Annotated in this window: 28 protein-coding genes and 1 pseudogene; 11 read left to right on the forward strand and 18 right to left on the reverse strand. The window is 51.6% G+C overall.

Annotated elements, in window-relative coordinates:
• Positions 1 to 18 precede the first annotated feature (18 nt).
• Genes prmC through hemA form a run of 3 tightly spaced genes read right to left on the reverse strand, consistent with a single transcriptional unit; the run spans position 19 to position 3,223 of the window.
• Complete coding sequence (gene prmC / locus RHD99_RS13200; protein WP_309874355.1) at positions 19 to 849, reverse strand: peptide chain release factor N(5)-glutamine methyltransferase; 831 nt, start codon at positions 847 to 849, stop codon at positions 19 to 21.
• On the reverse strand, positions 849 to 1,931 hold the full coding sequence (gene prfA, locus RHD99_RS13205) for a peptide chain release factor 1 (RefSeq protein WP_183271689.1): 1,083 nt from the start codon (positions 1,929 to 1,931) through the stop codon (positions 849 to 851). The genes prmC and prfA overlap by 1 nt, the downstream gene beginning before the upstream one ends.
• A 35-nt stretch (positions 1,932 to 1,966) precedes the next feature.
• Positions 1,967 to 3,223, reverse strand: coding sequence for a glutamyl-tRNA reductase (gene hemA / locus RHD99_RS13210; protein ID WP_183271690.1), 1,257 nt, complete (start codon positions 3,221 to 3,223; stop codon positions 1,967 to 1,969).
• A 204-nt stretch (positions 3,224 to 3,427) separates the two neighbouring features.
• Between hemA and lolB the strand changes: the two genes are divergently transcribed.
• The 4 genes from lolB (at position 3,428) to dauA (ending at position 7,756) form a co-directional block, all read left to right on the forward strand.
• Positions 3,428 to 4,051, forward strand: a complete 624-nt coding sequence (gene lolB, locus RHD99_RS13215) for a lipoprotein insertase outer membrane protein LolB (RefSeq protein WP_270139048.1) — start codon at positions 3,428 to 3,430, stop codon at positions 4,049 to 4,051.
• Positions 4,051 to 4,920 carry a 4-(cytidine 5'-diphospho)-2-C-methyl-D-erythritol kinase gene (ispE, locus tag RHD99_RS13220; RefSeq protein ID WP_183271692.1) on the forward strand — a complete coding sequence of 290 codons (870 nt, stop codon included), beginning with the start codon at positions 4,051 to 4,053 and terminating at the stop codon, positions 4,918 to 4,920. Before lolB ends, ispE begins: the two co-directional genes overlap by 1 nt.
• Before the next feature lie 122 nt (positions 4,921 to 5,042).
• Positions 5,043 to 5,990: a ribose-phosphate diphosphokinase gene (prs, locus tag RHD99_RS13225; RefSeq protein WP_008454180.1), complete on the forward strand. Its 948-nt coding sequence runs from the start codon at positions 5,043 to 5,045 to the stop codon at positions 5,988 to 5,990.
• A gap of 92 nt (positions 5,991 to 6,082) precedes the next feature.
• Complete coding sequence (gene dauA / locus RHD99_RS13230; protein ID WP_309874359.1) at positions 6,083 to 7,756, forward strand: C4-dicarboxylic acid transporter DauA; 1,674 nt, start codon at positions 6,083 to 6,085, stop codon at positions 7,754 to 7,756.
• Between the two features lie 54 nt (positions 7,757 to 7,810).
• Here the strand turns inward: dauA and ychH are convergent, their stop codons facing one another.
• A complete protein-coding gene (ychH, locus tag RHD99_RS13235; protein WP_183271694.1) occupies positions 7,811 to 8,089 on the reverse strand; it encodes a stress-induced protein YchH in 279 nt (92 codons plus the stop codon).
• A gap of 274 nt (positions 8,090 to 8,363) precedes the next feature.
• Here ychH and pth point away from each other — a divergent pair, with 274 nt between their 5' ends.
• From pth to RHD99_RS13250, 3 genes are all read left to right on the forward strand, one after another.
• Positions 8,364 to 8,948, forward strand: a complete 585-nt coding sequence (pth, locus tag RHD99_RS13240; RefSeq protein ID WP_309874362.1) for an aminoacyl-tRNA hydrolase — start codon at positions 8,364 to 8,366, stop codon at positions 8,946 to 8,948.
• A 136-nt stretch (positions 8,949 to 9,084) separates the two neighbouring features.
• Positions 9,085 to 10,176: a redox-regulated ATPase YchF gene (gene ychF / locus RHD99_RS13245; protein WP_183271696.1), complete on the forward strand. Its 1,092-nt coding sequence runs from the start codon at positions 9,085 to 9,087 to the stop codon at positions 10,174 to 10,176.
• 214 nt (positions 10,177 to 10,390) lie between these two features.
• The gene (locus RHD99_RS13250; protein ID WP_309874364.1) at positions 10,391 to 11,587 is read left to right on the forward strand and encodes a tyrosine-type recombinase/integrase; all 1,197 of its coding nucleotides are present in this window, start codon (positions 10,391 to 10,393) and stop codon (positions 11,585 to 11,587) included.
• A gap of 194 nt (positions 11,588 to 11,781) precedes the next feature.
• Here the strand turns inward: RHD99_RS13250 and RHD99_RS13255 are convergent, their stop codons facing one another.
• The 6 genes from RHD99_RS13255 to RHD99_RS13280 form a co-directional block, all read right to left on the reverse strand.
• Entirely contained in the window at positions 11,782 to 11,982 is a 201-nt protein-coding gene (locus RHD99_RS13255; RefSeq protein ID WP_309874365.1) for an AlpA family transcriptional regulator, read from the reverse strand.
• Positions 11,983 to 12,303: 321 nt separating this feature from the next.
• Positions 12,304 to 14,136, reverse strand: a complete 1,833-nt coding sequence (gene mobH / locus RHD99_RS13260; protein ID WP_309874366.1) for a MobH family relaxase — start codon at positions 14,134 to 14,136, stop codon at positions 12,304 to 12,306.
• Positions 14,137 to 14,148: 12 nt separating this feature from the next.
• The gene (locus RHD99_RS13265; protein WP_309874368.1) at positions 14,149 to 14,364 is read right to left on the reverse strand and encodes a toxin-antitoxin system HicB family antitoxin; all 216 of its coding nucleotides are present in this window, start codon (positions 14,362 to 14,364) and stop codon (positions 14,149 to 14,151) included.
• Between the two features lie 76 nt (positions 14,365 to 14,440).
• Complete coding sequence (locus RHD99_RS13270; RefSeq protein ID WP_309874371.1) at positions 14,441 to 15,076, reverse strand: ParA family protein; 636 nt, start codon at positions 15,074 to 15,076, stop codon at positions 14,441 to 14,443.
• 186 nt (positions 15,077 to 15,262) lie between these two features.
• Positions 15,263 to 15,394: a hypothetical protein gene (locus tag RHD99_RS13275; protein WP_309874373.1), complete on the reverse strand. Its 132-nt coding sequence runs from the start codon at positions 15,392 to 15,394 to the stop codon at positions 15,263 to 15,265.
• Positions 15,395 to 15,438: 44 nt separating this feature from the next.
• On the reverse strand, positions 15,439 to 15,921 hold the full coding sequence (locus RHD99_RS13280; RefSeq protein WP_309874375.1) for a JAB domain-containing protein: 483 nt from the start codon (positions 15,919 to 15,921) through the stop codon (positions 15,439 to 15,441).
• 280 nt (positions 15,922 to 16,201) lie between these two features.
• Here RHD99_RS13280 and RHD99_RS13285 point away from each other — a divergent pair, with 280 nt between their 5' ends.
• Positions 16,202 to 16,462, forward strand: coding sequence for a hypothetical protein (locus tag RHD99_RS13285; RefSeq protein WP_309874377.1), 261 nt, complete (start codon positions 16,202 to 16,204; stop codon positions 16,460 to 16,462).
• Positions 16,463 to 16,470: 8 nt separating this feature from the next.
• Here RHD99_RS13285 and RHD99_RS13290 read toward each other — a convergent pair whose 3' ends face one another.
• From RHD99_RS13290 to RHD99_RS13315, 6 genes are all read right to left on the reverse strand, one after another.
• Complete coding sequence (locus RHD99_RS13290; RefSeq protein WP_309874379.1) at positions 16,471 to 17,985, reverse strand: conjugal transfer protein TraG N-terminal domain-containing protein; 1,515 nt, start codon at positions 17,983 to 17,985, stop codon at positions 16,471 to 16,473.
• A complete protein-coding gene (locus tag RHD99_RS13295) occupies positions 17,982 to 18,293 on the reverse strand; it encodes a hypothetical protein (RefSeq protein WP_309874381.1) in 312 nt (103 codons plus the stop codon). Before RHD99_RS13295 ends, RHD99_RS13290 begins: the two co-directional genes overlap by 4 nt.
• On the reverse strand, positions 18,293 to 19,678 hold the full coding sequence (locus tag RHD99_RS13300) for an integrating conjugative element protein (RefSeq protein WP_309874383.1): 1,386 nt from the start codon (positions 19,676 to 19,678) through the stop codon (positions 18,293 to 18,295). Before RHD99_RS13300 ends, RHD99_RS13295 begins: the two co-directional genes overlap by 1 nt.
• Positions 19,679 to 19,683: 5 nt before the next feature.
• On the reverse strand, positions 19,684 to 20,634 hold the full coding sequence (locus tag RHD99_RS13305) for a TIGR03756 family integrating conjugative element protein (protein WP_309874385.1): 951 nt from the start codon (positions 20,632 to 20,634) through the stop codon (positions 19,684 to 19,686).
• On the reverse strand, positions 20,631 to 21,041 hold the full coding sequence (locus RHD99_RS13310) for a TIGR03757 family integrating conjugative element protein (protein ID WP_309874388.1): 411 nt from the start codon (positions 21,039 to 21,041) through the stop codon (positions 20,631 to 20,633). Before RHD99_RS13310 ends, RHD99_RS13305 begins: the two co-directional genes overlap by 4 nt.
• A gap of 393 nt (positions 21,042 to 21,434) precedes the next feature.
• Entirely contained in the window at positions 21,435 to 22,172 is a 738-nt protein-coding gene (locus RHD99_RS13315) for a PA3715 family protein (RefSeq protein WP_309874390.1), read from the reverse strand.
• Positions 22,173 to 22,350: 178 nt separating this feature from the next.
• Here RHD99_RS13315 and RHD99_RS13320 point away from each other — a divergent pair, with 178 nt between their 5' ends.
• Positions 22,351 to 22,800 (forward strand): NUDIX hydrolase, encoded by a 450-nt coding sequence (locus tag RHD99_RS13320; protein WP_309874392.1) that lies wholly within the window; start codon positions 22,351 to 22,353, stop codon positions 22,798 to 22,800.
• 282 nt (positions 22,801 to 23,082) lie between these two features.
• On the opposite strand, the pseudogene RHD99_RS13325 reads toward RHD99_RS13320, so the two are convergent.
• Both RHD99_RS13325 and RHD99_RS13330 read right to left on the reverse strand, forming a co-directional pair.
• Positions 23,083 to 23,297: pseudogene (locus RHD99_RS13325) on the reverse strand (DUF6500 family protein).
• Positions 23,298 to 23,466: 169 nt separating this feature from the next.
• Positions 23,467 to 24,006, reverse strand: a complete 540-nt coding sequence (locus RHD99_RS13330) for a GNAT family N-acetyltransferase (RefSeq protein WP_309874394.1) — start codon at positions 24,004 to 24,006, stop codon at positions 23,467 to 23,469.
• 306 nt (positions 24,007 to 24,312) lie between these two features.
• Here RHD99_RS13330 and RHD99_RS13335 point away from each other — a divergent pair, with 306 nt between their 5' ends.
• Together RHD99_RS13335 and RHD99_RS13340 are read left to right on the forward strand one after the other, a co-directional pair.
• Positions 24,313 to 24,441 (forward strand): hypothetical protein, encoded by a 129-nt coding sequence (locus RHD99_RS13335; protein WP_309874396.1) that lies wholly within the window; start codon positions 24,313 to 24,315, stop codon positions 24,439 to 24,441.
• A gap of 215 nt (positions 24,442 to 24,656) precedes the next feature.
• Positions 24,657 to 25,004, forward strand: a complete 348-nt coding sequence (locus RHD99_RS13340; protein ID WP_309874398.1) for a P-loop NTPase family protein — start codon at positions 24,657 to 24,659, stop codon at positions 25,002 to 25,004.
• The last annotated feature ends 122 nt before the right edge of the window (positions 25,005 to 25,126 follow it).

The following is a 25,126-nucleotide window of genomic DNA, read 5'->3' on the forward strand; positions in this document are numbered from 1 at the left end:
TAGCTCGATTCCTTCTTTCTAAAAAAAGCGTCCTACTGTCAGACGGTCATTGCCACCGTAATCCTGACAGCTTTGTATCTCGGTATACCCAGCATCGGTAAACAACTCGCGAACCTGGGATGCCTGCTGCCAACCGTGCTCAAGCAGCAACCAACCGCCAGATTCAAGGAAGTGGCGCGATGTTTCCACCAGTATGCGTAAATCGGCCAGGCCGTGGTTTCCGGCCACCAGCGCACTACGGGGTTCAAAGCGAACATCACCTTGCGAAAGGTGCGGATCTTCCTCATCGATATACGGTGGATTACTGACTATCACCGCAAAACGTTGTGTATTGAGCACACTAAACCAGTTGCTTTGCAAGACCTCAACATTGGTAATTCCGAGGCGCCTCGCATTATCGCGAGCAAGCTCGACTGCATCAGGAAGCAGATCAAGTGCGGTAATGTCACAATCTGGTCGTTCACTGGCGATAGCCAGGGCAATGGCCCCGGTGCCAGTGCCTAAATCCAACACTGAACACGGAGTAGCAGGCATTCTTGCGAGGGCTTGTTCGACAAGGCATTCAGTATCAGGACGTGGGATAAGCGTCACCGGTGACACGCGCAGTGGTAGCGACCAAAACTCACGCTCACCGACCAGATGCGCAATCGGCTCACCTTGCACCCTTCGCGCCAGTAAAACCGCCAACTGCTGCTGTTGCTCAGTAGTCAGGACGGTTTCCCCGAAGGCCAGAATGAAGGTTCGCGCTTTTCCAGTGACAAAACCCAGCAGGATTTCCGCGTCGCGACGCGGACTTTCACTTTCCTGTAGCTGGCCGATTGCCTGCTGTAACCAATGTTTGAAATCCATTAATCCTGCTCAGACAGCGCCGCTAATTGGTCTGCCTGGAACTCCTGCACGATAGGTTCGATCAGCGCGTCGAGTTTCCCTTCCATCACTTCATCCAGACGGTACAACGTCACGTTGATGCGATGGTCGGTCACGCGCCCTTGCGGGAAGTTATAAGTACGGTTGCGATCTGAACGGTCTCCACTACCGAGCAGGTTGCGGCGCGTTGAAGCCTCTTCCTGCTGGCGTTTTGCCATTTCAGCAGCGCGAATACGCGAGCCCAACACTGAAAGCGCTTTGGCTTTGTTTTTATGCTGGGAACGTTCGTCCTGACATTCCACCACGATACCTGTCGGCAAGTGGGTAATACGGATTGCAGAATCCGTGGTGTTGACGTGCTGACCGCCTGCGCCTGAAGAACGGAAGGTATCAATACGCAGATCGCCTGGGTTGATATCAGGCAATTCTGCTTCAGGAATTTCTGGCATGACCGCAACCGTACAAGCGGAGGTATGAATACGGCCCTGGGATTCAGTCGCAGGAACACGCTGCACGCGATGACCACCGGATTCAAACTTCAGACGCCCGTAAACACCTTCACCGCTGATTTTGGCGATCACTTCTTTAAAGCCGCCATGTTCGCCATCGTTGGCGCTCAGGATTTCAACTTTCCAGCGGCGAGATTCCGCGTAACGGCTATACATGCGGAACAGATCACCGGCAAAAATAGCCGCTTCATCGCCGCCAGTACCGGCACGAACTTCAACAAAAGCATTACGTTCATCGTCAGGATCTTTTGGCAGCAACAGAACTTGCAGTTGTTGTTCTAATTCTTCGCTGTCACTTTTCGCCTGATTTAATTCTTCTTGCGCCATTTCGCGCATTTCCGGGTCGTCGAGCATGCTTTGTGCGGTTTCAATATCTTCCTGCACTTGACGCCATTTCAGGAAGCAGCTTGAAACGTCACTTAACTGGGCATATTCACGTGACAACGCACGGAAACGATCCTGGTCGGCAATTGTGGCAGCATCCCCAAGCAGAGCCTGAACTTCTTCATGGCGCTCTTGCAGAGCTTCTAGTTTGGCAACGATAGAAGACTTCATGGGCGGTGTTTTACCTTGTAATAAGAGTTTATTTGCTAATCCAGCCCGAGGCTGTTACGCAGAATCTGCAGGCGTTCGTCATCCCCGTCACGGGCAGCCTGCTGAAGAGATTTGGTTGGAGCGTGGATCAGGCGATTGGTTAATTTCCATGCCAGATCCTGAAGAACGGTTTCGGCATTCGCACCTTGCTGAAGCGCGGCGATGGCCTTAGCAGCCAAATCGTCACGAACTTGCTCAGCCTGGCTGCGATATTCACGGATGGTTTCTGTGGCGCTTTGCGCGCGCAGCCATGCCATAAATTCACTGCATTCCTGGGCGACGATGGTTTCGGCTTCAACAGCGGCAGCTTTGCGCTGCGCAAGGTTGCTTTGAATAATCGCCTGAAGGTCATCAACGCTATAAAGATAGGCGTTAGCCAGTTTGCCCACTTCGGGTTCAACATCGCGTGGAACGGCAATGTCTACAAGCAGCAAAGGCTGATTGCGACGGGCTTTCAACGCGCGCTCTACCATACCTTTACCAATAATAGGCAGTGGGCTGGCGGTAGAACTGATAATAATGTCGGCTTCCTGCAAACGTGAATCGATGTCGCTAAGGCTGATGACTTCGGCTCCGACTTCATCAGCCAGTACCTGAGCACGTTCACGGGTGCGGTTGGCTATAATCATTTTCTGCACGTTATGTTCACGTAAGTGCCGCGCAGCAAGCTCAATCGTTTCGCCTGCACCGACCAGTAATACGGTCACGGTCGATAAAGATTCAAAGATTTGTCGCGCCAGCGTACAGGCGGCAAACGCAACCGATACGGCGCTCGCGCCAATTTCAGTTTCAGTTCGGACTCGTTTCGCGACAGAGAAGGATTTCTGGAACATGCGTTCCAGTTCGCTGGAAAGCGAATGCCCTTTTTGGGAGTCGGCAAAGGCTTTTTTGACCTGGCCTAAAATTTGTGGCTCGCCGAGTACTAGCGAATCAAGACCACTTGCGACACGCATTAAATGCGTGACTGCATCGTTGTCGTGATGCCAGTACAGGCTTTTACGCACTTCCTCTTCGTTGAGGTTGTGGTAATTACACAGCCAGCGTACGAGTTTCTCGTGCAGATTTTCCTGTTCTTCAACGCTCAGATACAACTCAGTTCGATTGCACGTAGACAGCACAACGCCGCCCTGCACCATCGGCTGTTCAAGCAGGCTGTTCAACGCCAGGTCGAGCGTGTCCGGCGAAAACGTAACACGTTCTCGCAGCGAGACTGGAGCTGTTTTGTGGTTGATGCCAAGTGCTAATAGGGTCATTGAGCGGTCTGAGTAATACCGATGTTGATAAGGATTAACTCGGCGCATCATACAGGATGCGCGCAGTCAATAAAAGAGAGCCACCCCTTGCGGGGTATCAGTGCAATTAATGATTTAAGACAACTTGACCGTAGACGGCCAGACCGACCACCGCTAGCATAAACAGTTAACAACTAAAATGATTGAGAAGGATCTGCTGCCGCTATGTTTATGCCGAAAGCCCGTCTGCTGTGCCTTGCGCCACTGGCAAGCCTTGTTTTGACTGCTTGTGTAACCCCACAATCCAGCGGTCCAGGCAAAAGTCCTGACTCTCCACAGTGGTTGCAACACCAGCAACAAGTGCAAAAAATCACCCAATATCAGACGCGTGGTGCTTTTGCCTATCTTTCTGATAGCCAAAAAGTTTATGCGCGTTATAACTGGCAACAAACTTCGCCAGACCGTTATCGTTTATTGCTGACTAACCCATTAGGCAGCACCGAACTCGAACTCAATGCGCAGCCAGGCGTTGTCCAACTGACTGACCGCAATGGTAAAAAGTACGTTGCCGATAACGCCGAAGAGATGATTGGCCGCCTGACCGGAATGCCTATTCCGATCAATAGCCTGCGTCAATGGATTCTTGGCCTGCCAGGCGATGCCACTGACTATAAAATTGATGCCCAGTATCGTCTGAGCGAAGTCAATTACACGCAAGACGGTAAAACCTGGAAAGTGGTTTACAGTGATTATGACGACAGTGTGAAACCTGCTCTGCCTTCAAACATGGAATTGCGCGAAGGTTCGCAACGTATCAAGCTCAAAATGGATAGCTGGACGGTTAAGTAATGAAAAATCGTTGGCCGTCACCGGCAAAATTGAACTTATTTTTGTACATCACGGGCCGTCGTGAAGATGGATACCATAATTTACAAACTTTATTTCAGTTCCTCGATTATGGCGACACCATCATCATTGAGCCCAAAAACGATGGCCAAATTCGTTTATCTACCCCTGTTGAAGGGGTGCCGAATGAAGAAAATTTAATTGTCCGTGCCGCCCGATTATTGCAAGACACCGCCTTACTGATGGGGACATTGCCTCAGGGGGCGGGAGCCGAGATAAGCGTTGAAAAACGCTTGCCTATGGGGGGCGGTTTAGGCGGAGGTTCTTCAAACGCAGCAACGGTTTTAGTGGCGTTAAACCACGTGTGGAACACCGGCCTGACTGAAGATCAGCTGGCTGCACTGGGTGTTACCCTGGGTGCCGATGTGCCGGTATTCGTAAGAGGATTTGCCGCTTTTGCCGAGGGTGTTGGCGAGAAGCTTACCCCTGTCTCACCACCAGAAAAGTGGTACCTGGTTGCGCATCCTGGTGTCAGCATTCCGACGCCGGTTATTTTTAAAGATCCGGAGCTACCACGAAATACCCCGATTAGATCAATTGACACGTTATTAAACTGTGAATTTGGTAATGATTGTGAGGTTATCGCAAGAAAACGTTTTCGTAAGGTTGATGACCTGCTTTCCTGGCTGTTAGAATACGCGCCGTCGCGCCTGACCGGCACCGGCGCTTGTGTGTTTGCTGAATTTGACACCGAGAACGCTGCCCGCCAGGTGCTTGAGCAAGCCCCGGAATGGCTGCATGGGTTTGTTGCGCGAGGCGTTAATGTCTCCCCGCTGCATCAGGCCATATCCGGGCAAGCTGAGTATTGGTGACAACGTCACCTTGTTTCAGACGTTGCATCAAGCTCTTTATACACCGCCTGGATGGCGCTACCCCGCCCGCATATGCTGCGGTAGTACCATCCGCCACTGGACGCATGCCTGAGGTTTTTCTCGTGCCTGATATGAAGCTTTTTGCTGGTAACGCCACCCCGGAACTAGCACAACGTATTGCCAACCGCCTGTACACCTCCCTTGGTGACGCCGCCGTCGGTCGTTTTAGCGACGGAGAAGTAAGCGTACAAATCAACGAAAATGTACGCGGTGGTGATATTTTCATCATCCAGTCCACCTGTGCACCCACCAATGACAACCTTATGGAATTGGTTGTTATGGTAGACGCCCTGCGCCGTGCTTCTGCAGGTCGTATCACCGCTGTTATCCCTTACTTTGGTTATGCTCGTCAGGATCGTCGTGTGCGTTCTGCCCGTGTGCCAATCACCGCGAAAGTGGTTGCTGACTTCCTCTCAAGTGTTGGGGTTGACCGTGTTCTCACCGTGGACTTGCACGCAGAACAGATTCAGGGCTTCTTCGATGTTCCTGTAGATAACGTCTTCGGTAGCCCAATCCTGCTGGAAGATATGCTGCAAATCGGCCTGGAAAATCCAATCGTGGTTTCTCCAGATATCGGTGGCGTTGTGCGTGCTCGTGCTATCGCAAAACTGCTCAACGATACCGACATGGCTATCATCGACAAACGTCGTCCTCGCGCTAACGTTTCCCAGGTTATGCACATCATCGGTGATGTATCCGGCCGTGATTGCGTACTGGTTGACGATATGATCGATACCGGCGGTACTCTGTGTAAAGCTGCTGAAGCGCTGAAAGAACGTGGTGCAAAACGTGTGTTTGCTTATGCAACTCACCCGATTTTCTCCGGCAATGCGGTTCACAACCTGCGTAACTCCGTTATCGACGAAGTTATCGTATGTGACACCATCCCACTGTCTGATGAAATCAAAGCACTGCCAAACGTCCGCACCCTGACTCTGTCCGGTATGCTGGCTGAAGCAATTCGCCGTATCAGCAATGAAGAATCAATCTCTGCGATGTTCGAGCACTAATCGAACTCGCATAAAAAACCCGCTGCGGCGGGTTTTTTCTTTTCTATCACCTGCCATTTTTGACAGATGATGCGCTCACGGATGGAATCAAAGTGAAAACCGTATCTTCTTCTGTATTGCCTTTCCGCGCTCTGGTAGATGCTTGTTGGCGTGAGAAATACACCGTATCCCGTTTTAGCCGCGACGTTATTGCCGGGATTACCGTTGGGATTATTGCCATTCCACTGGCGATGGCGTTGGCTATCGGAAGCGGTGTAGCACCTCAATATGGCCTGTACACTTCGGCGGTTGCAGGTATTGTGATTGCGCTAAGCGGTGGCTCACGCTTTAGCGTTTCCGGCCCTACCGCGGCCTTTGTGGTCATCCTCTATCCGGTGGCACAGCAATTTGGCCTTGCCGGTTTGCTTATCGCGACATTAATGTCCGGCCTGTTTCTTATTTTATTTGGACTGGCACGTTTTGGCCGCCTGATTGAATATATTCCCCTTTCCGTGACGCTCGGTTTTACCTCCGGGATTGGGATTACTATCGCCACCATGCAGGTAAAAGATTTCTTTGGCCTCCAGCTTCCCCACGTCCCCGAACATTACCTGAATAAAGTGGCGGCGCTGGCAATGGCGATGCCGACCTTAAATCTCGGCGATGCGGCAATAGGCGTGGTCACACTCGGCGTGTTAATTCTCTGGCCGCGCCTGGGCATTCGTTTACCAGGTCATTTACCCGCACTTTTAGCCGGTTGCGCTGTTATGGCGATTGTTCATGCGATGGGCGCTGATGTGGCAACGATTGGTTCACGCTTCCACTATGTGCTCGCCGATGGCACGCAAGGTAACGGAATTCCGCAGCTGTTACCGCAATTGATGCTGCCGTGGAACATTCCCGACTCAAACTTTACGCTAAGTTGGGACTCCCTGAGTGCCCTGCTTCCGGCGGCATTTTCGATGGCGATGCTCGGTGCCATTGAATCGCTGTTGTGCGCCGTGGTGTTAGACGGCATGACCGGCACCAAACACAACGCCAACAGCGAACTTATCGGCCAGGGGTTGGGCAATATTATTGCGCCATTCTTCGGCGGGATAACCGCCACCGCCGCGATTGCCCGTTCAGCCGCCAACGTACGCGCAGGTGCAACCTCCCCGATAGCCGCCGTGATTCATGCGCTGCTGGTGATTATGGCGTTGTTGGTGTTAGCACCGTTGCTTTCATGGCTACCGCTTTCGGCAATGGCTGCACTGTTGCTGATGGTTGCATGGAATATGAGTGAAGCGCATAAAGTGCTGAGCCTGCTGCGCCATGCGCCAAAAGACGACATTATCGTGATGCTTATCTGCATGTCATTGACGGTGTTGTTCGACATGGTTATCGCCATCAGCGTGGGGATTGTACTGGCCTCGCTGTTGTTTATGCGCCGCATTGCGCGCATGACTCGGCTGGCGCCTGTAAACGTCCAGACGCCGGAAGGTGTGCTGGCTTTGCGCGTAACCGGTCCGCTGTTCTTTGCTGCGGCAGAAGGATTATTTAATGACCTCGCCCAACGTATTGAGCAAAACCATCTGATTATTTTGCAGTGGGATGCGGTTCCAGTACTTGATGCGGGAGGACTGGATGCGTTTCAACGTTTCGTTGAGAAGCTGCCGGAAGGTTGCGAATTACGAGTGACGAATCTTGAATTTCAGCCGTTGAAGACTCTTGCACGCGCTGGCGTTAAACCTATTGCAGGCCGCCTTGCTTTCTTCCCGGATATTCACGCAGCTCTGGCTGAGTAACATTTGGGCAAAAAAAACGGTTCTCAGAGAACCGTTTTCGTTTAATCCCGAGGATTAACTGTGACGATGATTATCATCACGGCGACAACGTTTATCAAAGTGGCGTACCCACCAATAACGGTCGCAGACTTGTTCGTGTCCCCCCACGCGTGCACCAGCTAGCCAAAGAACCGCACCAACAAAGATGCTCAGAACAGCACCGTGGGCGAAATATTGCGGGAAGTTAAACTGTGGGAGTTGGTTTAAAATGGAGTAACCGACACCACCCACCATGACGACAAGCCCCAACCCCATGAAAATATTGCCGAGTAACGAAGCGTTTTTGCGTTTCATATGTCACCTCCGGGTGTTACTGGGTCGGCGGGGAAAATCCCCATTCCTTGTGTGTAAAGTATAGACAACACCGCTTCGGATTATGTGCGTCAGCGATCACAATTACGAACGAAGGACTACAAATATTTACAAATAACTCGCTGAATAGCATGAAATTACAATGGTTAACCACGGGAACTATTCAATAGTTTGGGTAGCGGCACATTGCCGCTTTGTCATCGTGACATCAGCGCAGTAAACTACGCGGCTCTGGTCTGTTTTCAGGAAATTAAACGTGAGTATTAAATTAATAGTTGGCCTGGCAAACCCAGGTGCGGAATATGCGGCGACTCGCCATAACGCTGGGGCGTGGTATGTGGATCTGCTGGCACAGCGCCATAACCAGTCGCTAAAAGAAGAGAGCAAATTCTTCGGTTACACCGCGCGCATAAACCTTGCAGGTGAAGATGTTCGCCTGTTAGTGCCAACCACGTTTATGAACCTCAGTGGTAAAGCTGTCGCTGCAATGGCGACCTTTTTCCGTATTGCTCCGGATGAGATCCTCGTCGCCCATGATGAGTTAGATTTGCCGCCTGGCGTAGCAAAATTCAAACTCGGTGGCGGCCACGGTGGCCACAATGGTCTGAAAGATATCATCAGCAAATTAGGCAATAACCCAAACTTTCACCGCTTACGTGTCGGAATTGGTCATCCAGGCGATAAAAACAAAGTTGTTGGTTTCGTACTGGGTAAACCGCCGCTGAGCGAACAAAAGTTGATTGACGACGCGGTAGACGAAGCAGCACGTTGCACCGAAGTTTGGTTAAAAGAAGGGTTGACCAAAGCGACCAACCGCCTACATGCCTTTAAGGCACAATAACGCATGCGCGGCTGTCAGGCAGGATTTCTGCCCCCGTTATACAGCGTTTGGGTGTATAATGGGGAAAGTTACGATCATTTTATCAATGAGATAACGTTAACTCATTGAATATCAAGTCATTAAGGTGAATTAAACCATGGGATTCAAATGCGGTATCGTCGGCTTGCCGAACGTTGGTAAATCAACCCTGTTCAACGCGCTCACCAAAGCGGGAATTGAAGCAGCAAACTTCCCGTTCTGTACCATTGAGCCGAACACTGGTGTGGTACCGATGCCGGACCCACGTCTGGATAAACTGGCCGAAATCGTTAAACCACAACGCATTCTGCCTACAACCATGGAATTCGTTGATATCGCCGGTCTGGTGAAAGGCGCGTCCAAAGGTGAAGGCCTGGGTAACCAGTTCCTGACTAACATTCGTGAAACCGAAGCTATCGGCCACGTTGTACGTTGTTTTGAAAACGACAATATCATTCACGTGAATAACAAAGTCGATCCTGCTGATGATATCGACGTTATCAACACCGAACTGGCGCTTTCTGACCTCGACACCTGCGAACGTGCCATCCACCGTGTGCAGAAACGTGCTAAAGGCGGCGATAAAGACGCAAAAGCTGAACTGGCTGCGCTGGAAAAATGTCTGCCACAGCTTGAGAACGCGGGTATGTTGCGCGCTCTGCCTTTGACGGATGAAGATAAAGCCGCAATCAAATATCTGAGCTTCCTGACGTTAAAACCAACCATGTACATCGCTAACGTCAACGAAGATGGTTATGAGAACAACCCATACCTCGACAAAGTGCGTGAAATCGCCGCGGCTGAAGGCTCTGTGGTTGTTGCTGTCTGTGCGGCTGTTGAGTCTGACATTGCTGAACTTGACGACGCTGACCGTGACGAATTTATGGCTGAAATGGGTCTGGAAGAACCGGGTCTGAACCGCGTTATTCGCGCCGGTTATGAGTTGCTGAACCTGCAAACTTACTTTACCGCTGGCGTAAAAGAAGTTCGTGCCTGGACTATCCCTGTTGGCGCAACAGCCCCACAAGCGGCCGGTAAAATCCACACCGACTTCGAGAAAGGCTTTATCCGCGCTCAGACTATCGCGTACGAAGATTTCATCACCTACAAGGGTGAACAAGGCGCGAAAGAAGCCGGCAAAATGCGCGCTGAAGGTAAAGACTACATCGTTAAAGATGGCGATGTGATGAACTTCCTGTTCAACGTCTAAATCCTTTACGTTGTCTCATGAGGTTTCATTGAATCTCATGACGACAAAAAAAACCCATAAAATCCACGCTATTGCGTGGATTTTACATTTCATAACGTCCCAGGTAATTCCATATAAGCCCGACCTAAAATGAGTACAAAAATGAGTACAATAAATTTCCACTTTCAGTTTAGGTGAGTACAATGACAGAATAAAAAACATACAAGAGGTCGCTATGCTTACTGATACTCGATGCCGTACTGCCAAGCCTAAAGAAAAGCTCTATCGACTCAATGATTTCAGCGGACTTTACCTGGAAGTGAAGCCTAACGGTAAAAAAGCCTGGCGCTATCGATTTAAACTCAACGGAAAATCCAGCATGTTTGCGTTGGGTGAATACCCTGCAGTAAAACTCGCTGAAGCGCGGGAGAAATGTGAGCAAGCGCGCAAACAGGTAACCGATGGCGTAAACCCTGCACAAGCCCGTCAGTTAGATAAGATCCGTAAGATTAACGATGCATCCAACACTTTTGAACTTATTGCCAAAGAGTGGCTGCAGATGAAGGACTGGGCTGAAATCACAAAGACACGACGCCTCAATATGTTGGAACGTGTAGTTTTCCCGGCAATTGGTAAGCTCCCTGTAAAAGAGATCACCCCGCACCACATCCTTAAAATTCTTCAGGAAACAGCGAAACGCGGCGCACCAACAGTTGCGGCTGAAGCCCGACGAACCATTTCCTCAGTATTTGAGCTAGCGGTTGCCACCCTCAGAACGGATAGTGATCCAGTCTGGCCTGTTCGCAAAGCTCTCCCTGCAAATAAAACGCAACATAAACAGGCTTTGAGTTCACAGCAAATTGGTAAACTATTAAACAGTTTTGATAACAGCAGAGGGACATATCAGGTTAACTATTGCATGTGGTTAATGTGGTGGACACTGGCTCGTCCCGCCGAAGTCACAGGGGCAAAATGGGCTGAATTCGATCTTGATAAATCATTATGGATCATTCCGTCAGTACGAATGAAAGCTCGTAGAGAACACGTTGTTCCTCTTCCTTCACAAGCCGTAAAAATGCTCGAGACACTTCATGGTTTAACCGGGCATAGACAGCATATCTTTCCGGGGCGTGATAACCCTCGTGGCCCCATGACTTCGCATTCCCTACGGCAACTGCTCAAGAGCCTTGGCTGGAGCGGAATTTACAGCCCACATGCAACCAGAACTACAGGGAGTACACGTTTGAATGAGATGGGCTATCGGCCTGATGCTATTGAGGCTCAGCTTGCTCATGCTGATACAAATAATGTTCGTAGCACATACAACCACGCGATTTATCTTGATGAAAGAAAAGTAATGATGCAAGACTGGGCAAATAGGATAGATGAATGGGTCCTGGGTTATAGTGAATTTCCACCGTTTCATCGCTAAAAATCTTGCACTTACTCTATTCTAAGTTGCATGAATTATTTCAACGTCATAGGTAGTTCACATCACTCCGATATTCGATTGGTGTGTGGACCAAGTTTCGGACTGTATTCATTTATTCCCGTAGCCCCAAATTACACACTATAGCAACCACCTGCCACGCAGTCCGGGTGGTTGCTATAGTGCTTAGAGAAAAATCAAACTAATTGCGGTTTGCGGCTATTGAGTTTCGCTGTAATCCAATCTTCAATTTCAGACTCAAGCCAAGCTGCGCTTGCTGGACCAATCTTGCAAGATTGGGGAAAATTACCGCTCCGCATATCGCGATAAACCTGCGAACGCTTCAAACCAGTTTTATCCATTACTTCAGGTAATCGTAATAAACGATGAATACTCATATTACCCTCCAGACCTTATTGGACTTATGATTATCCGACGCGTATGTGAAATAAACTCAACAAACTGTGTTTCTGGTTTGTAAGATTTTAAAAACTCAATCACTCAATGTTTTTACCAAAATTAATCCCCCCTATCTGGATGTGAACAGCCAAGGGGATGCCGCACCGTACAATTATTTCCGACAGCACCTGCACGTTAATAGCATCAGGATTTCTGATTAAAGCAAGTGCACTGGTGTCTGCTTTTTATATCTGTCCCTGTGAACCCTAGTGATTTAGGTGGAAGACTCAATCTGGCCACAGCGCTTTAAAAACAGGCCATCAGGAGCTGATGTCATTGTCGCTATCCATCACTGACAGATAGGGATTATCTTCCGGGACCGTCTCGCTAAAAAGTTCATCGTGATTATCCAGCAAATACCCTTTTACCTGCCGGGTCTTGCGTGGCCCCTTCACTTCGCAGGTAAAAATATTAATGCCGTCATCTCCGCGATAATGGTTTCCCAGTTTCTGAAAACCTCGCTGAACCTGACGCCACTCTTCACCAGTTTTTCCACTGGTTGACTGCACATACAGTTTGAATATGCCCGGTGACATCAGAAAAGTCCGCCCATCCACTCTGTGCACCGGGGATTTCGCATCATTCACCGCGATGCTGCGCGCCTGCAGGCCTTCGCGTAGCCACCGGAAAAAATCCTCACCGACTGCCGAACGGGGCGAATGTTCAGATGTAGGAGAGGTTATTTCTGTGGTGGTGGATTGAGCCGGAACTTCGGTTTTCATGGCATCTGCCATTGGCGGTAAACACGCAGCACCTGTTACACATTCAGCCTCATAGACGGGATTTACCGCTTTGGCTGGCGCAAAGAGCGAAAATGCCAGCTCAGCCAGTGGGTCACTTTCCGGCACGGGTTGCACTTCCGAAACCTGCATGGCGACGTCGATATCATCCTTGTCTGTTGCTCCGCCAAGAACAGAAACGACGGTGACCTGCCCTGCAAACGCTGCCGGACGGTTCTCCACATCCCGCCAGATCCGCGAAGGCGACAGCTGCAGTAGCGTCAACGGGCTACCTGGAGTCCAGCCACCGTCAGCCTTAATGTCACACGACCAGATGGCTTTTCCCTCCGGGGTTGGAATGATCAGACCGTGGGCCTGCATCTCATCAAACAGACGAAGATTATTATCCGGCACGCCGGTGACACCCTGCTGCAACAGCCAGGCGCGCACGTTATCGGCCGTAGTTTTGCTGATAAGCCACAACGCATCCTCTGTCAGCCAGCCATCCGAGCCCGAATGGGGGTTATTCAGCTTATAGCGGGTTAGTACCAGCTCACACAGCGCTGTCAGCATCTGCTTTGCCAGAGACGGCTGCGGATTATCCAGCACGCTGTCTGCCCGGGCCCCCATAAACTGTGCCACCGACGCGCGATCCGCCTCCTGTACCAGCACGCCCATCACGCCTGCCCGGTCAGAATGCCCGCTGATGCAGTATAAAAACGCCGCATACAACGCCGGAAACTGCGCCAGCCAATTCAGCGCCGCGTCGGGGAGCACTCGGGCGACCAGAAACGCCCCCGCCACCGGATGAAGCTGATAATCCCGTGGCCTGCGGTATTTCAGTCGGTACGGTTTTTCCGGCGGCCCCGTCCACGGATACCAGGGCTCATTGTCATCGGTCGTCATCTCTATGTCGGCGACAATTTTTCCCAGGTCATGTAGCAACGCGGCATACAACACCCCGGCCGTCCAGGCTTCCGCTTCGCGGGCCTGGTCTTCCGGTGCCGCGCCTGTCGGCAACAAATGACGCTGGCGCAGCTTCGCCGCAAACGCCATCACTTCCAGCGAGTGGTCAAGCAGTCCGCCGGGGTATGCGTGATGATGGTATTCAGAGGCCGGTAACTGTTGCACCAGCTCAGCGAAACGCGCAATCGGCACGTCATAAAGTTCGTTAAATAAAGAGGAAGGCATGGAGGTTCGCTGCCAGATAATTTTCATCAGTCGCTGGCGCAGCGGTGTGGCAAGCAACGCCTCCGCCCGCTGCGGATAAAACCAGCCGGGTTTGTTTTCCACTTCCGCCTGCCGGTTATCGCTTTCCGGTGGTGGCGCCGGCTTTCTGAGCCATTTCAGCTTTGCATAAAATCCTGCGTTCATGAATGCCCCCTTTCATTTATTCATGCTGCGCCAGAAGTGGTAACACTCCAATAAAAATGCCGTCATGCTTTTCCCCTGCTCGGTGGCCACCAGTTTGATCTCACGGTGAAGTTGTGGGTCGATACGAATTTGCAGCGGTCGGGTATCTCCCACCCGGTGGTCAACGAGGGTCGCGGCCAGCGGGCGTGGAACGATTGGGGAGAGTTTCAGTTGCGGTTTTCTTGCCATCACAGCCTCCGTCAGTGTGAAAGGCTGAAATCATGAAAATAGGCAATGCGCGTTGCATGATTTCAGCTGCAGGGGATCAGTCGCCGGTCTGCCCGGCGCGAGCAAGAATGTCATGCACGATATTTCTGGCACGGCGATTGAGGGTTTTCCAGAGCGTCTCGGTGATGGTATGCCCCGCATCCAGCGCGATGCTGTAGCCCGCTTTGAAGGTGAGAAACGTGGGCGAACAGGCAAACTGCCAGGCGCTTATCGTCCGGATGGCGGCATTCCCTTCCGCGATGCTCGGGGCTTTCCCCACCACATAAAACAACCGGTTGTGCGGGATCCCTTTATGCACCAGCTCATGGCCGAGCAGCAGCGAGGGCTCCAGGTCATCGAGTGATGTCCCGGTCGCTATCACCACAAGGTTCGATTGGCGGGCAATATCCAATGAGGAAATATCGACAAACGGGCGCGTATCGACAATCAGGCACGGATAATGACGGGTCGCTTTCAGCGCCACATCGTGGCGGCGATACACGTCAGTCTCAACTGCCGGTAAAAAACCGGATTTGTCGCGGCGCTCGGCCCATTTGGCGCTGGTCTGTTGCTGGCTGTCCAGGTCGCACAGATGCGTGCTTTTTCCCGAACGGATACATTCAACCGCCGTGGCGCGGGCAAGGGTTGAGCGCCCAACACCACCTTTCTGACTGATAAAACTGATAATCATCATCGTCTCCTGCTTTCATGAGGTCATGAAAAACGTAAAAAAGGAATGCAGGAGCACTCTGGCGAAAAACACCGCCCGGGTCGGCAATAAACTCATTTTCGCGCAGGCACATTTAATGAAGGCAGGAAATGTTGTTCGCAGCAGAGGCCTTTGGGTTTTTAGCCTTTTCGGGTAAGGCTGTTACCCTTGTCATCCTTTACCCTTTCCTTTACTCCCTTGCCCTTTACCGTGGCCTTTTACGTTTTTATTCCGGCTTGCGATGGCGTTCATCAAACCGTCGCCCTTTCCCGCCAGCAGCCCTTCATGAATAGTGAAATTCATGCTGTCATGACAAAAAAACACCCTTCAGATGAAGGGTGCACCGTTCAGAGTTGTGCGTGTTCGGAAAATGACCAGTAGTTTCCATCGGCACCGATGATGATGTGATCAAGCAGGCGGATCTCCAGCATCGACAGCACATCTTTGATGCGACCGGTGACGCGCTTGTCGGCCTCGCTTGGACAGACTATTCCGGAGGGATGATTATGGGCGATCAGGATCGCCGGTGCGTTATACAAAAGCGCCTTGCGGGCGATGATGCGGGGATGAACTTCAACATGGTTCAGATCGCCACTGAACAGTTTCTCCGTGGCGATAAGTTGATGCTGATTATTGAGAAACAACACCAGAAAATGCTCCCGATCCTGCTCCCAGAGTTGTAGGCGTAAATAATTCAGCGCCAGGGTCGATGAGGTAAATTCAGGTGCGGCGTCAGCGCACAGAAACTGGCGTTCAACGGCCCTGAGGGCGCGTTCAACCAGCCGCTGATCTTTATCGGAAATACAGGCGTGCAGGCTCAGTTCAGACATAGCAGAACTCCTGTGGGGAATAATGTGTTGGGGATATCGTTGAGAGAAGGTAAGCGCCAGTGTGCAATACACCGCTCGTTTTCAGGCGTCTGAGCATTTAAAGGGCATGAACGTGACGTTCACCGGGCGCTGCAACAGCAGCAGTGTGCCGGGTCAGTATCGGATGTGACCGCCATACGATGAAAGCGAAAACTAGTATCGCAAATGCGGGAAAAATAACTGGCTATTTTTTAACCATTCGTTAGTGTGTGATTAGGCAGCAAAACAGGAGGACATCATCATGTCGCAGAAAACGCTCAGCGATATCCTGCACCGCCAGGCCCGCAATGCAATAGGCTGGCTCAGCCAGAAAATTCCAGGAACGGAGCATTACACTCCCAAAGATCTGGCCCTGGATGTGCTAATTACGATGATTAAGCATGCACCTAAAAAAGCATGCAAGCCGTATGATGATACACAACTTAACGGGTACTATTTTGATGGGCCAGAAGGCCCTGGTACGTATATTGATGGATACAGAATTGACAACCATGGCGATTAAAATGGCCGCTAGCGCAATTTACTCAGAATACTGGTCAAAACGCTTTTAAGTTGCTCAGCGGCCTCACCTCCCGCTTGCTTCGCAGGCTCGCTTCCAGCCCGAAGAGAGCTAGCGATTGCGCCTCCTACTTGTAATCCCGCCCACCCCAGCGCCCCCATCCAGAATGCCGGCAACACCAGAAACATCGTCGCAAGCACAAACTGCATAATCATATTGTCCTGCACGTTTTGTATCCCGGCCAGATTCCAGCCGCTGTGGGTGTCACTTTCGTACAACAACGACAGCATTGCACTGTCCAGCCAGCGCGCCAGCTCCCACCAGAAGGTCAGGAATATCAGACCGAACTGGGCAAACGTCAGGGTCAGCACCGTTTTCACACTGTAGGCAGAAAACACCGTCACCAGCGGAATACAGATAATCAGCGCCATCTGCAAAATAGCCTGCACCATCGGCAACGCCTGGCGCAGCGAATCAAATGCCGGAAAGGCCGCAATCGCCGTCAGCCGGTTGCCTGTCGAGGCAATGACCCGCGTCACCCCATGAAAAAACGAGCCTTCCACCTCACCGCCATAACCGGAATAGGCTTGCCCGTCGGGTGAGACCGTCATATTGCGCGTGCTGACCAGCGCACGAAGAACCACTTCCTCCTGTGTTTCTTTCGCGGTGCCCAGGGTCCGGAAGGTCTGCCAGACATCCGGTTTAACCCGCGCCAGCAGCCGCGATTTCAGCCCAATATCCGCATCCGCCCACCACTGCTGGCAGGTCGGGTAGCCTCCCTTACCGTTATCCACCAGCCCCGCATCACGGTCGCTGTTATACGGCCAGGCTGGCCTCGGGGTGCGGGCATGCTCTGTGTCGTAGTAACCTGGTTGCGTCATAAAGCGCGATGACCCGGGCCAGGCCACATCCTGGTCTTCGTCATCAGTGAGCTCCGCTGCGCGTTGCTTCAGGCTGACCAGCGAGGGCGCGTAGCACTCCATCACAAAATCCTGCAATTCCTGTGTGAGGATACGGTCACCGATGCGGGTGTGCTGCACATCAAAGCGCAGTTGCCGCAAATCCGGTTTGCAGGGCAGTGTGACCGTGGCGGCATTCATCACCCCTTTTGACACAACATGGACCAGATACCACCACATCGGTACCCTGGCCGTCTGGCCGTTGATTTCATTCACCAGCGGGGCGTAGCCAGATGATTCCGGTGCGGCGGGCACCGTGATGTTGCACTGTTTTGAGCGCTCCGTGTTGAGCTGCATCTGGGTGATATCGACACTGAGCAGCGGTACGCAGGTGAACATCACCACCAGCATCGCCATATACACGGTGTTTTCCATCCATGCCAGCGTCAGGCCGCCTGCATCCCCCTCATCTGCGCCCTGTTCACGCGCCTTCAGCACATGCGCAATCAGTTTCATCAGCAGCGGCAGAGCAAACAGCCCGGTGGAGGTGATAATGCTCCAGATACCGTTGCTGACCAGCCAGCCCAGTACGGTAAGAACATATTCCAGATAACTGTTGGCACTCATGCCGCACCTCCGGTCTGCAGCAGATTGCTGATTTCGCTCAATGTCACCAGCAGCATAAAACACACCATTGTGCGTTTCATCTGCCGTCTGGAGGCCGGTGCGGCAGGGTGGTAGGCACGGCACCAGAGTATCGCGATGGCGGTGTACAGACACAACCGCCAGACCAGCAGGCCGTAACGGGCCTGCAGCAGCAGATGTTGCACGCCGAGCACCGGCGAGGTCTCACTCAGCACTCCGGCGGCCAGCAGCAATGCACCGGTCAGCAGAGCGAGGATTATCAGTGTCATTCTGAATCGTCGCCATATCATCACTTCTCCTCCTGCGGGGTGCTGAGGTTGCGCACGCGCGCATCACCGTCATCTTCCACGCTGACCGCCTGCCCTCGGGTGGCATTGCGTGCCGCTTCGCGCCCGAGAATAGCGCTACTGGTATTGCTGGCGAGCATCCGCCGCATTTCCAGCTCCAGCCGCAGTTGGTTCAACTCCCCGTCAAGCTGCTGAGTGGTCTGGTTCAGTTGGATCTGTGCTTCCTTTTCTGCAGCAATATTGGGCTCGCGCATCCCGGCAAGCAGCATACGCCGGGCCATCAGCGCCTGCTCCATCACGCGTGCCAGGGCCATCTCGCCGGCGAGTCGTTCCATCAGCACCAGCGCATCCGCATCGGCCCGCAGCGCTTCCACCACGCCACGGGTCAGTAGCAGACTACCACCGGAGGCTTTTGCCAGATTTTCACGCGAGGGTCTGAGCTCACCGCTGACCAGGGCCGCCAGGACTGCCGCTATTTTCTCCTGCTCGTCGGCAATCAGCGGCGAGAGCCCGACCCCTGCCTGAGCACCCGATTTCTGCACGCTGTTGCCATTCTCATCATTATCCGGTGCCACATTGATGGTCTGCTCCCCCACCACCCTGCCAAGCCAGGTTGCCGCCTGCGCCGGTGAGCTCCAGATCCGACACAGCTCCCCCTGGCACTGTGAGGCAGAAATGTTGCCGGATTCGGTGACGCTGCGCTGGTTCAGAATGTTGTAGCCCGCCCTCACGGTGTCCCCGACAAGCTTGATCGGTGGCTGCCCACGACCACCGCGCTTTTGCCCGCCCACCCAGGTTTTGCCCTTACTGGCGGCCTCTTTTTCCCCCTGTTTTTGTGCGCGGACGGCATCAGTATCGCCAGCCGCCACGGACTGGAAATTCTCTGATTTGGCACTTTGTGTCCAGGCCGGGCCATAGGCAAAATCGGTCATTTTCTCCGCCATCGCCTGGCAGGAGAGTTTTGCCTTGTCAAAATCCACCCGGGCCTGCAGCACGCCATTGGTGAGCAGGTCGTAGAGCTGGGGATTGGCACGCTGAATTATCATCGCCGGCAAACTGGCAACGGCTGAAGTGGCATTCTGGATCACACTGCCCATCAGTTGCTGAAAACCTTCTGTCACCCCGTTAAGCTGGTTGCGCACCGTGGTGCTTATATCAAAATTTCCGCACATCAGGTCGCTGTTAAAGCCCGCCCGCAGGTTCAATACTTGCGTGTTACGCCGGGTCAGCGCCGGGGTGATCACCGAGCCACCGCCAATCTGGTAGTACAGTGCATCCGCAATAGCGCCCTTCTGGTCAATCCCATAGCCGTCGTCAGTGGCCCGCACGGTATGGCAGATGAGGCCAACGGCCACCGCTATCAGTGCCTGTTTGTGCATCTGTTTCATTATTTTCATCCTCCGGTACTCCCCAGAAAAGTCTGCCCACGCCGCTGGCAGCAGGCGTAAGGCCGCCACAGCGCCCAGCTGTAACTGCCGTTTTCCGAATAACGGTCACGCCAGTCGGCAGTGGCGGGAGGGTCGGGAGGGTCGGGGAATATGGCGCAAGTCGTACTCATCTGTGGGGAAAGGCGCTGCCAGGTGTGATTGCCAGGTTTACCCTCCTGAACCGGCTCAGGTGGCCAGTAACCCGGACGTGCAGAGGTCGTCTGCGGTAAATAAACATGCAACTGCCCGGTGCGGGTGACAATATCGGCGGCACGCTGGGCCATAGTCGCCGCCGCTTTATAGTCGTTTGTCTGCCCTAGAGCCCCTGCTCGGGGATAAATATTGCCCCATAAATCACCGGGTGCGCCCAGCTCACGCAGGCCTGGCGTCAGCGCCTCGGGGTAGAACATCTCCGGGATACCGCCCCGCCAGGCAAGGATATCGAGGGTACTGACAAAATAGGGCTGAAACGGCACGGCGCTGCCGCTACAGCTGTAACCCAAGCCGCTGAGAAAACGGTAAAATGCCGCGTCCGCCGGATGCCCGAAGGCATCCGCATTTTTAAAGCGAATACGCGTTTTGTTATGGGTGATGCGGGAGTGAGTGTCTCCGCCCTCTTCCGCTCCGGGCAATGCTGTGCCGGCAACGGCCATTTCCTGCCAGGGATTGTCACCGGGCGTGCTGTACGCCGACACCACCAGGTCAGGTAGATTGTGTCTAACCTTGACCGAGGTTTTGACCGTGCAACCGTACGGCGTGCACAGCAGCCAGTAGCAGATGCCAGCCACCCGGTACTCCAGACAATCCGGCGACAGGGCCGAGGCGATAATCTGCGGCGTGGTGATGGCCCCCACCGGCAGAGTCACCGCCAGCAACGACGCCAGCCGCAGGCGAACGATACGAAGAGTGATTTTCATGGCTGTTGCGCCTGCCACGCATCCCGCAGCTGCTGTGCCAGCGCCACATCCGTTGTGCCATACACCACGAAGCGGTCATCGAAAACCACGGCCGGAATTTTGGCGATCCCCACCGCTCGCGCTTCAAGCAAAGCCTGATAAGCATGGGTCAGGCGGGCTTCCTGCTCATGCCAGTCAGGCTGCTGCATACGAAGTTGTGCCTGTTTCTCAGCTTCCTGCGTGTTGTCAGAAAGCGATGGGAATAGCCCTTTTTCGAGCAGGACCACCTCTTCCAGCACCTGCACCACCACACCGGGTTCGGGATGCTCTACCGGCCAGCGTTTAGTGGTGTAAACCACCGCCTGGGCGAATACGGACGTTGCGACAAAATATAAAATGCACGGTGAGAAGAAAAGATAACGCGGCATGGTATTCCCCTGATGTTTCAGTCAGACGGGGATTTAACGCGCAAAGCGAAAAGCTGGCGTTGAAAAACTCATTACGGGGGGAAGAAGGTTTTCTGGATAACCGTTGTAGAACCAACATAGCCTCAACCATGTCGGGCACATGCCTGTCACTCTTCGGATAATTAAAAAATAATTATTAATTGTGCCACGGCCTGCGACTCGTATGATGTTCGGGCTAATAACATACTTAAAATAATTTGCACGTATTGTGCACGAAAACATTCTTTCAGACCAGATACCACCCCCTTCATGCGAGAAGTCCGGGTATCTGGTCTTTTTTTGCCTTAAATAATCTGACAGGCCGCTGTGTGCGAAGCAGACACTCTTTTGGCATCAAAAATGACACTTAAAGTATTATAACCCTCGCATTTTTTCTGGAACCACATACTGCTGACCATTATACCTCAGTGTCGTCAGCACCGTTTTCCCCACCGTATCTTTGGATTTGCAATCACCATTTTCCACCCAACTTTTCGAGTCGGTAGTGACCGATTTGACGATCACGTCGGCGAAATCATGGCTGCGGGTTTTGGCCATGTCCAGGCTTCGTTTGGTGTGTGAGAATTCTCCGGCACAGTTGGTATCCCATTCACCGCTACCGGACTCAATCACCAGTTTTTCCAGTACCGGACGTATTACGTTACCTTCGCGCACATACAGCGACAGCCAGGTCTCGTAAAATGGGTTGGGCCTCGATGAACCGGTGAAGCTGGCACGCACGCCAAATGCCCGCAAATCAGAAGTGAGTTTGTAGCGCGCAGTATCGATACGCAGACTATCGAATCGGAAGGCATCAGAGCTAAACACCGAGGCTTTGGAATAGTTTGCCAGCGGCTTGCCATTGATCGTGGACACCACGCTCAGTTCAAGGTCGTACATGCCGGAGCCATCCTCCATTTCGCTGAGCTTAGGATCCGGTTCTATCTTCGACAACGCGGTGATAGTCTGACCGTCATAAGCAGGCCAGTCCTTGCACACTGAATAGCCCGCCCCTTCCTCGGGTAACGGAGGCGCTTCACACTCAGCATACGCCTGGCTCACGCCCAGTATGCTAATTATTGCGATATATCCCAATATTTTGTATTTCAACATTATTTCCTGTTTGTTGTAAGCATCAATGAAGGATTCTCAAGACTGCTGCGCGCGAGCAACAAGCTTTGTATGCAGTTACTGCGCCAGAAAATGCAACCTCATTGAGTGATTCAGAATGCAAATAATGTTTATATATGAAACTGAAGGATTGCGTTAATTTCTTATTTCAGGAGGCTTTGTGCGTACTCGCCCATCATCCCGATTGATAGTTCTTTCGCCGGAAAATCGCGTCCTGCTCTTTAGTTTCTGTCACAAAGATGACGCCTTAAGTGGAAAATCTTACTGGGCAACTCCGGGTGGAGGGCTTGAACCCAATGAATCTTTTGAGCAGGCAGCCTTACGTGAATTACTTGAAGAAACGGGTTTAACAAGAAGATCAGCAGGGCCGCAAGTAGCATCCAGCAGCTTCGCCATGATGTTGCCAAGTGGTGAAAGAGTTCTCGCTGAAGAGCGTTTTTTTATTATCCATGCAGAAAAATCAGATATCGATTGCTCAGGATGGAGTAGCAACGAAAGGAAAGTTATTCGCGATCACTATTGGTGGACAATAGAAGAACTCAGACACACCAAAGAAACAATCTTTCCACACGATTTGATTATCAGCATACTTGCCGGAAAGTTAGTCTGATCCACAGCGACTAACTCCCCCTGATGGTACTAAGCAGCACATGGCAGCGACTAGGGGGCAACCAAGTACGAAGGCACGGACGCACTGCCAATATGGTGAGCGTCTTCAACGCCCCCCTGGCAATGCCTGTATCTGCGAAATTTCAGTTTCAAACATCTGAGGCCATTACTTATTGTATGGCACCACTGTGACTACCCGTATAAAAACACTCTCTTTTCCACGGCATAACATCCAAGTAGCGACGACCTGGCTCAACCCAAGGCCATAAGCCTGACGGATTCGTTACATTGCTAAAATGAGGGATTTTTTCTTTTCAACTTTTTCAAAATGATCCAGCTTCATCTCCATAATCCACCAATTCGCAACTTCCATTAGCCGCTCCGGGTCATCATTTTTATTGGCAAAAAAACATAGAACGACAACCCTACATTACCGCCTCTGAACACGATTTTTGCCTCACACGGTTTGATGATTTTTTCCTTCATTTCCGCACGCACGTTCTCTCCTTGTTTATTCTCAGATCTGAGTCTGCGCAAGGTCACATCACGGCTAAAACAGTTTCGGCGCGAGACTGCGACTACCGGCCGCTGTGCGCGAAGCGGAAGTTACTTGTGGTCATAAGACACAGTAATTAACTTAAATAATGACTCCCAAAGTGGCGGCGATTCATCTAACTCTGCAGGCCATCCATTCAGTACGCAAAATACTAAACATAAGATTCGCGGGCAGATTTTCAGTATTCGTTATTCTTTCAACAAATTTCATCCCCACCTTTTCGAGCACTCTCTTTGACGCCAGATGATTTTCTCTGACTACACCGACAATTTCTTGTAGTCCTATATCCTCAAAACCGTAATTGATAGCCCTTTCGGAAAGTTCAGTGGCATATCCTTTTCCCCAGGCATCCGGTTCAAATCTATATCCCAGATTGTTAGTCAGTATTCCATTAAACTCACTGACAAATACACCGCCAAAACCGATGATATGATGGGGTTTATCCTTTTCCATTATTGCCCAGTCATCAAATCCATATACTTTTCTGTCAGCAATACGCCGTTCAAGCGATTGTCTTGAACGTTCAATATTGAGGTGCGGCCCCGCGGGGTTAAATGCGTGAGTTCTCGGGTCGCCATAAATACGAAAGAGGGCTTCCACATCAGACATGACTGCTTGCCTGTAGACCAGTCTTTCCGATTCCCAAAACATTGACGCTCCCTGTGGCATACATCACCAAGTGTTAAATTTAAGTTAAATACATTATCACAAAATTTAATTAAGAGAAGCCATTGAGCACCATGTTGGGCATATAGAGAATCAACGTCCACTTAGCCCACAACCTACTGAAACATCGGCAAGATACTTGTGCCAAAAACGGGCACTACTAACTACACGGTGTGTTAATTAATGCTGTGTAGGCTAAAGGACGTCTGTTTGTTGTCCTTTTTGTTCAACTTTGCAAGTATCTATCGCACACAACTTAATCCTGCGAACAAACAACAAAGGAACTGTGCCATGAAGACCCTCAACCAGACTCCTGCCATCACCACCGTCAGCATCATCTTCGCCATGAAGCCAGAAGCAATGGTCCCGGACCTGCCACGCAATGGAACTACTCGCCCATTGCATAGACGCGCTGGGTGACCAGATCATCATTATGGCCGACTACTCTGGCAAGCTGATTCTGAGTAATGAGGGAGAGATTTGGAGGACGTGCTATGGAGCTCAAGATGAAAAGAGTTTTAGTTGTTGGCTGTCCCGGTTCAGGAAAATCCTACATCGCAAAGGAATTGTCATAACTAACAGGTATTCCTGTCGTTCATCTTGACCAATATTACTGGTTGCCGGAATGGTGAAAAATGGATAGTTCGAAATGGAGCAGCATCGTTGATAACCTTGTATCGAAGCCTACCTGGATTATGGACGGTAATTACAGCGGTACACTCGCAATACGGTTAGTACCAGCTGATACAGTCATCCATTTGGACTATCCGGCGTGGCTATGTGTCTGGAGGGTTAGACGCCGAACAATGATGGGATTGAGCGGTAATGGAGGCAATGAGTTAACTCCTGGATGTGAAGAGCGTTTTGATTTAGCATTTTTGAGCTTTGTTTTTAACTATCGAAAAAATATCGAGAGCGTGATCTCGCTTAAATGGTTGAATTTGCGGGGCAATTATTCCGATTCACCCCACCATCAGCATTGACGGCATTCGTGAAGTAACTCAGAAAATCAATATAACATGACAATCACGTCCGCTGATGACACATAACTGCCAACTCTAAAGACTTTGGGCCGTTTTGCGCAATCTGTGGACATCGTGTTTTT

This window comes from Buttiauxella selenatireducens (assembly GCF_031432975.1).
Taxonomy (GTDB): domain Bacteria; phylum Pseudomonadota; class Gammaproteobacteria; order Enterobacterales; family Enterobacteriaceae; genus Buttiauxella; species Buttiauxella selenatireducens.

What these genes read in the sequence shown, in the direction of transcription:
- prmC (WP_309874355.1), bottom strand. Translation starts at nt 849, where the DNA reads ATGGATTTCAAACATTGGTTACAGCAGGCAATCGGCCAGCTACAGGAA.
- prfA (WP_183271689.1), bottom strand. Translation starts at nt 1,931, where the DNA reads ATGAAGTCTTCTATCGTTGCCAAACTAGAAGCTCTGCAAGAGCGCCAT.
- hemA (WP_183271690.1), bottom strand. Translation starts at nt 3,223, where the DNA reads ATGACCCTATTAGCACTTGGCATCAACCACAAAACAGCTCCAGTCTCG.
- lolB (WP_270139048.1), top strand. Translation starts at nt 3,428, where the DNA reads ATGTTTATGCCGAAAGCCCGTCTGCTGTGCCTTGCGCCACTGGCAAGC.
- ispE (WP_183271692.1), top strand. Translation starts at nt 4,051, where the DNA reads ATGAAAAATCGTTGGCCGTCACCGGCAAAATTGAACTTATTTTTGTAC.
- ychH (WP_183271694.1), bottom strand. Translation starts at nt 8,089, where the DNA reads ATGAAACGCAAAAACGCTTCGTTACTCGGCAATATTTTCATGGGGTTG.
- ychF (WP_183271696.1), top strand. Translation starts at nt 9,085, where the DNA reads ATGGGATTCAAATGCGGTATCGTCGGCTTGCCGAACGTTGGTAAATCA.
- RHD99_RS13250 (WP_309874364.1), top strand. Translation starts at nt 10,391, where the DNA reads ATGCTTACTGATACTCGATGCCGTACTGCCAAGCCTAAAGAAAAGCTC.
- RHD99_RS13255 (WP_309874365.1), bottom strand. Translation starts at nt 11,982, where the DNA reads ATGAGTATTCATCGTTTATTACGATTACCTGAAGTAATGGATAAAACT.
- mobH (WP_309874366.1), bottom strand. Translation starts at nt 14,136, where the DNA reads ATGAACGCAGGATTTTATGCAAAGCTGAAATGGCTCAGAAAGCCGGCG.
- RHD99_RS13265 (WP_309874368.1), bottom strand. Translation starts at nt 14,364, where the DNA reads ATGGCAAGAAAACCGCAACTGAAACTCTCCCCAATCGTTCCACGCCCG.
- RHD99_RS13270 (WP_309874371.1), bottom strand. Translation starts at nt 15,076, where the DNA reads ATGATGATTATCAGTTTTATCAGTCAGAAAGGTGGTGTTGGGCGCTCA.
- RHD99_RS13275 (WP_309874373.1), bottom strand. Translation starts at nt 15,394, where the DNA reads ATGAATTTCACTATTCATGAAGGGCTGCTGGCGGGAAAGGGCGACGGT.
- RHD99_RS13280 (WP_309874375.1), bottom strand. Translation starts at nt 15,921, where the DNA reads ATGTCTGAACTGAGCCTGCACGCCTGTATTTCCGATAAAGATCAGCGG.
- RHD99_RS13285 (WP_309874377.1), top strand. Translation starts at nt 16,202, where the DNA reads ATGTCGCAGAAAACGCTCAGCGATATCCTGCACCGCCAGGCCCGCAAT.
- RHD99_RS13290 (WP_309874379.1), bottom strand. Translation starts at nt 17,985, where the DNA reads ATGAGTGCCAACAGTTATCTGGAATATGTTCTTACCGTACTGGGCTGG.
- RHD99_RS13295 (WP_309874381.1), bottom strand. Translation starts at nt 18,293, where the DNA reads ATGATATGGCGACGATTCAGAATGACACTGATAATCCTCGCTCTGCTG.
- RHD99_RS13300 (WP_309874383.1), bottom strand. Translation starts at nt 19,678, where the DNA reads ATGAAACAGATGCACAAACAGGCACTGATAGCGGTGGCCGTTGGCCTC.
- RHD99_RS13305 (WP_309874385.1), bottom strand. Translation starts at nt 20,634, where the DNA reads ATGAAAATCACTCTTCGTATCGTTCGCCTGCGGCTGGCGTCGTTGCTG.
- RHD99_RS13310 (WP_309874388.1), bottom strand. Translation starts at nt 21,041, where the DNA reads ATGCCGCGTTATCTTTTCTTCTCACCGTGCATTTTATATTTTGTCGCA.
- RHD99_RS13315 (WP_309874390.1), bottom strand. Translation starts at nt 22,172, where the DNA reads ATGTTGAAATACAAAATATTGGGATATATCGCAATAATTAGCATACTG.
- RHD99_RS13330 (WP_309874394.1), bottom strand. Translation starts at nt 24,006, where the DNA reads ATGTTTTGGGAATCGGAAAGACTGGTCTACAGGCAAGCAGTCATGTCT.
- RHD99_RS13335 (WP_309874396.1), top strand. Translation starts at nt 24,313, where the DNA reads ATGAAGACCCTCAACCAGACTCCTGCCATCACCACCGTCAGCATCATC.
- RHD99_RS13340 (WP_309874398.1), top strand. Translation starts at nt 24,657, where the DNA reads ATGGATAGTTCGAAATGGAGCAGCATCGTTGATAACCTTGTATCGAAG.